At 52.5% G+C, this 5,711-nt stretch carries 4 protein-coding genes; all 4 read right to left on the reverse strand.

Annotated elements, in window-relative coordinates; translation table 11 throughout:
• Nucleotides 1–24: 24 nt before the first annotated feature.
• Complete coding sequence (locus tag PPL9_RS25340) at nucleotides 25–1,647, reverse strand: ABC transporter ATP-binding protein (protein ID WP_057465298.1); 1,623 nt, start codon at nucleotides 1,645–1,647, stop codon at nucleotides 25–27.
• On the reverse strand, nucleotides 1,640–2,782 hold the full coding sequence (locus PPL9_RS25345) for an ABC transporter permease (protein ID WP_057465300.1): 1,143 nt from the start codon (nucleotides 2,780–2,782) through the stop codon (nucleotides 1,640–1,642). Before PPL9_RS25345 ends, PPL9_RS25340 begins: the two co-directional genes overlap by 8 nt.
• Complete coding sequence (locus PPL9_RS25350) at nucleotides 2,782–3,807, reverse strand: ABC transporter permease (RefSeq protein WP_057465301.1); 1,026 nt, start codon at nucleotides 3,805–3,807, stop codon at nucleotides 2,782–2,784. Before PPL9_RS25350 ends, PPL9_RS25345 begins: the two co-directional genes overlap by 1 nt.
• Nucleotides 3,808–3,989: 182 nt before the next feature.
• The coding region (locus tag PPL9_RS25355) for an ABC transporter substrate-binding protein (RefSeq protein ID WP_057465303.1) at nucleotides 3,990–5,711 on the reverse strand (1,722 nt) is incomplete at its 5' end.

A 5,711-nucleotide genomic window follows, 5' to 3' on the forward strand; every position in this document is an offset into this window, starting at 1 on the left:
GGTTATCGCCGCCTTCCTGATAACTTACAGATAAGCCGCTGAAACCAGACGCTGCGTGTATTCTGTCTGCGGTCGATGCAGAACATCCAGTGTGTTGCCAGCTTCGACAACGTTTCCGTGCTGCATCACCATGACGTTGTGACAGAGTGTTTTCACCACCTTCAAATCATGACTGATAAAGAGATAGCTCAGCTTCAGTTTCTCTCGCAGGTCTTTCAGCAGCTCGATAATCTGCGCCTGAATGGACAGATCCAACGCAGAGGTAGGCTCATCCAGCAGTATGAATTTCGGCTTTAAAACGATGGAGCGTGCGATAGCGATCCTCTGACGCTGGCCACCTGAGAACTCATGGGGAAAGCGATCCATGGTGCTGTGTGGCATCTGAACAGCATCCAGCGCTTCAGCCACCATGGCCTGCCGTTCCTTGTGGCTTGCACCGATGCCGTTGACCTTGAGACCTTCACCCACAATCTCCCCCACAACCATGCGGGGATTAAGCGAGGAAAACGGGTCCTGAAACACAACCTGCAGATCAGTTCTAAGAGGCTTCAGCTCTTTTCTGGTGAGGTTGTCGATCCTGTTTCCATCAAAGGTGATAGTGCCAGAATCTGCTTTTAAGAGCTGAAGGATGGACATGCCCAATGTGGACTTTCCGGAACCAGACTCGCCAACAATGCCAAGCGTTTCGCCTGATCTGATGTTGAGTGAGATGTCGTTGACGGCCACCAGCTCTTTGGTTTTGCGCCTGAACAAGCCACCATGTTTTGAGGTGAATGTGACACGGACCTTATCTGCATCCAGCAGCTCATAGAGGCCCTCCTCCAGTTTATCTGGCACACCGGACGGCTCACTTTCAATCAAGTGCCTAGTATATGGATGAGATGGTGTCTCAAAGACCTCTTTGGTGTTTCCGGTTTCAACAATCTTTCCTGCGCGCATCACACAGACACGATCACTCACCTGGCGCACCACATTGAGGTCATGTGTGATGAGGATGATCGCCATGCGGTGGCGCTCTTGCAGCTCTCGCATGAGTTTGAGGATCTCAGCTTGGACAGTCACGTCAAGAGCGGTGGTTGGTTCATCTGCAATGAGCAGGTCAGGCTCATTTGCCAGCGCCATCGCGATCATGACACGCTGGCGCTGACCGCCGGAAAGCTGATGCGGATATTGACTGAATCTGGCTTCAGGGTCTGGGATCTTCACCTCATCCAACAGCCGGAGCGTTTCTTTTTTAGCGTCAGCCTTGGAGATTTTGCGGTGTGAGCGGATCATCTCAATGATCTGGTCCCCAATACGGTACACTGGATTGAGGCTTGTCAGAGGCTCCTGAAAAATCATAGAGATGCGATTGCCGCGGATCTTTTGCAGCTCCAACTCACTCATGGTCGTCAGGTCTCGATCCTCGAAACGGATCATAGAACCTTGAGCCAGTGTCGCGTTTTCGGCGAGCATGCCCATGATTGCGCGGGCAGTCACAGATTTACCGGAACCGGACTCCCCGACAATGGCCAATGTCTCGCCTTTTGCCACGGCATAGCTCACCCCTTTCACCGCTTCCACGGTTCCGATCACTGTTTTGAAGGTGACGGCCACATCGCGGATGGTGAGCAGGTCTTTGTGTTGTGTTTGGTCGATACTAGGCATTGCTGTAGGGATCCATTGCATCACGAAGGCCATCGCCAGCGGCGTTGAAGGCGAGTACGGAAATGATGATCATGCCGACTGGCGCCATCATCCACGGCGCAGCGCTAAACGACTGGAAGTCGAGAATCTGGTTGAGCATGCTGCCCCAGGACACCATCGGCTGCTGAATGCCCACGCCCAGAAACGACAGAAAGCTCTCCAGAAGAATGATCTCGGGCAGCTGGTAGGTTGCCCAGACAATGATGTGCGAAGATGTGTTGGGAACGATATGTGCGCCAATGATACGGCTGCTTGAGGCTCCAACGGCTTCTGCTGCGCGGACGTATTCCAGATTGCGCATGGAGAAGACCTTCCCGCGCAGCTCGCGGCACAGATCTGCCCATCTGAGCAAGACGAGGATGCAGGCGAACATGATGAAGATCGTGACCGGCTCCGCACGGCGCGGCAACAAGGCGACCAAAGCCAGATAAAGTGGGAGATCGGGGAAGGCCTTGATGAACTCGACCATTCGCTGAACCACAAGATCATACAGGCCACCGAAGTATCCTGAACTCACTCCAAGAATGATCCCGATCACGCAGGCAGATCCCATCACCATGAGCGCCATGAGCAGCGTGATGCGTGTGCCAAAGATCATGCGTGAGTAGACGTCACGGCCCAGATTGTCAGTGCCGAGGATATGGAACTTACTGCCATCTGCTGTGCCAAACAGGTGTGTTGTAAAGGTGAGACCCAGAAACTGCCAGGGTTCTCCTTCCACGAACAAAGCAACATGCGAGATTTTATCGAAATCAGGAATAAACGTGATCTCAAAGGTTTGCATGTTCATTTCTTCCTTAAAGCCCGTGACATACGGCGTTGTCAGGCTGCCATCAGGCGCGAAGAAATGGAGCGTTTGCGGTGGTGAATACAGTGCTGCCCGGTTGGCAGTCTGCGGTCCATAAGGCGCGATGAAACCAGCGAAGATCGCTGTCAGGAAGATCAGCATACAGGCGATGAAACCTACCATGCCGTATTTGTTGCGGATGAAGCGGCGAACAACGAGGCCCCAATAGGAAATAGAGGGCCGATCTTCTGCCAATTGCTGAGCGTCTACGCTGCCGTGTTCGATTGCGTCGGTGTCGATCTGGGTCATCACGCATTTCCTTCCATAGCAGCTTGACGGACACGCGGATCAATGAGAGCTAGTAGCAAATCCGCAACCAGATTTCCGACAACCATAATGGTGGCAACGAGCATGAAGATTGCAGCGACCACATACATGTCGCGCTCGGCAACTGAGGAGAGGATCAGCGGGCCGATGGTTGGAACGCCCAGAACGATTGCGATCTCAATCTCACCTTTGACCATGTACTCAAAGCGGCTGCCGATGTTCATGATGACAGGGTGCAGCGCATTGGGGATGGCATGCACCAAGATGATGCGACTGCGAGACAGGCCTTTGGCGCGAGCTGTTTCGATGTATTGAGATTTCATCACATCCAGCAGATTGCCGCGCATCATGCGCAAGGTATAAGCCTGCCCGGCCCAGATGGAGATGAGCAAGATTGGCCAGACGTGTTTGAAGAAATCCCAGAGCTTGTCGAGTGACCAGTAGTCCTGCAGGAGATACTCGGGTGATTGCAGTGCTCCGATGTAAGGAGAGTGCCAGACGAAGGCCAGATAATACAGAATTATCAGAGAGATAACGAATTTCGGAATAACAATGCCAAGGAAGGCAACAATTGTCGAAATGGTATCGCCGAGCTTGTACTGGTTCATGGCTGCGTAAACACCAAGCGCACCGCCAATGAACTGAGCCAGCACCATGGCAGTGAAGGCCAGAGCGAGTGTGCGCGGCAGACGCAGACCGATGACTTCTGTGACCGGCTTGGAGAAGAAAAACGAGTCTCCGAAATTGCCAGCAGTGACGATGCCGACAATCCATCGCCAGTATTGCACGACAACGGGCTGATCCAGCCCTAACTGTGTGCGTAAAATTTCCGCCTGAGGTTCCAAAACTGCACGTGACTGTCCGGTTTGGGCGGCAGTTGTCGCCATCCACATGTCAACATAGTCACCTGGAACAGCTTGTATGATCGCGAAGGAAACAATGGAGATCCCGATCAACAAGACCAGTGTTGCAGCTGCACGTTGCGCTAAAAAGCGTAACAAGCCCATTTATCTAGCCCTCCCAGCTATTGAGCATTTATTGCTTATTGCGTTGGAAGGCGGGCCAGAATTGACCCGCCTTGCCTGCCTTAGTGCACGTCGCGTTCATTTACATTCACGCATCGCGCTCTAACATCTTTGTTGGAGCGAATTCTTGTCGTTTGATTGAATCCAATCAAACGGAACGCGCTCTAGTATTCAGCGATCGTTCCTGGGAGGAGTTCTTTCAACTGCTGATCCTTTGGTGTCCAGAGGCGCTCACGCACAACACCATCTTCTGCCCATTCAAACATGTTGACGGGTGTGCCCGGATGCGCGTTTCTGATGCGTTTGTTGACGAGAAGTGCAGCAGGAGCCTGAACGGTGCCAATGGTGTAGGCATTCTCAGTCCACAGACGCTGAATGGTTTTGGCTGCATCAGCTGCTTCAACCGCATCCCAGGTGGACAGAATGGTCTGATAAGCATCGACCATCTCGATTTCAAAATCCATCAGATTTCGCGTGCCATCTGAACCTGGAAGATGCCGGTCAGGACAGCTGTTTGCGATTGGCAGATGGAAACAGGTTTCACGAGTTGGGAGCGCCCATTCTTTCCGGCGTATCAACATGTTGAAGTCGCCGTTCTTCGACGCTGTATCAATTGTATCTACGTTGCGGATCAACACACGAATGCCTGCTTCTGCCAGCATCAGAATGATGGCATCTGCTTGTTTTTTCTCAGTGACCTGTCTGCGATCTGTCATCATGTCGATTTCCAGATCAGACCCTGAGCCTGGCATGTTGCGAATGCCGTTGCCATCGGTGTCTTTGAGGCCCAAAGCATCCAGCATGGCGTTGGCTTTTGCCAGATCATACTGGTAGTAGACGGAGCTGTCGTAATCGTAATAGGGAGATCCGCTGGAGAAGCCACCAGAGTATGGATACATGAACGGACCACGCGCTACTGACTGGCCGATCGCCTGACGATCAAGCGCATGACTGAGAGCAACGCGGAAGTCTTTTTGCCGGAAGAACTTGCGGAGTTCAGCGTCCACTTCATCCTGAACACCGTTTGTTTCAGAGAAGTTCAGTTCCAAACGCCATGAGAGAACACGTGGGCCAAAGTTAGCTTTAACCGGTGCATCTGCAGACAATGTCTGCTTGAGCGCTTCCACGAAGTTGCCCGGATTTTCCATGTTGGAAAAATCAGCAGTTCCGGCGACAGCTTGCGTTGTGCGGTCTGACCAAGTGGACAGTTTGAAGTGCATCTCGTTCAGGTATGGCAGCTGATTGCCAGCTTCATCTGTTTTCCAATAGAACGGATTACGGCGCAAGATCACCAGTTCATCTGCCTTGTGGCGCACTGGCACCCAGCCTCCCAGAACAACTGGTGGAACTGCGTCCGCAGGCATTGCATTGCGATAGTCTTCGTAACTCGCATCCTTGTTGTATTTGGGATGTTTCGCTTTGAGTGTGTGCGTGGGACCGGGGCAACCTTGAATATAGGCCAGAGATTTCAGAATTTCCGGGCCTTGTGGTTTGGTGAAAGTGAACTTAAATGTGTAAGCATCAATCACTTCAAGCGTTGTGCCCTCACCAAGACCACCTTTTGGCAGACGGGATGCAATATTTTCATTTTGAACGTTGTCGTCCCACCAGAAGCGGATGTCTTCTGTATCAAAGGGATCACCATCGGACCATTTGATGCCTTCAACCAGATGCATGGTCAGTTCGGTTTTGTTGTCGCTCCACTCCCAGCTTTTAGCAAGGTTTGGTAGCGGACCGGACTGCTCCTCTGCCTTTACTTGCCAGAGCGGGCCGTTGCGTACCAGACATTCCTGAATGGCCATGTTGATGCCGCCCCAGCCCTGATGCTGACCAGCGAGCCAGTTCCAGCCTTCCGGACGACCGCCGATAACATGACGGAACACACC

Source organism: Pseudovibrio sp. POLY-S9 (assembly GCF_001431305.1).
Lineage (GTDB): Bacteria > Pseudomonadota > Alphaproteobacteria > Rhizobiales > Stappiaceae > Pseudovibrio.

What these genes read in the sequence shown, in the direction of transcription:
- PPL9_RS25340 (WP_057465298.1), bottom strand. Translation starts at nt 1,647, where the DNA reads ATGCCTAGTATCGACCAAACACAACACAAAGACCTGCTCACCATCCGC.
- PPL9_RS25345 (WP_057465300.1), bottom strand. Translation starts at nt 2,782, where the DNA reads ATGACCCAGATCGACACCGACGCAATCGAACACGGCAGCGTAGACGCT.
- PPL9_RS25350 (WP_057465301.1), bottom strand. Translation starts at nt 3,807, where the DNA reads ATGGGCTTGTTACGCTTTTTAGCGCAACGTGCAGCTGCAACACTGGTC.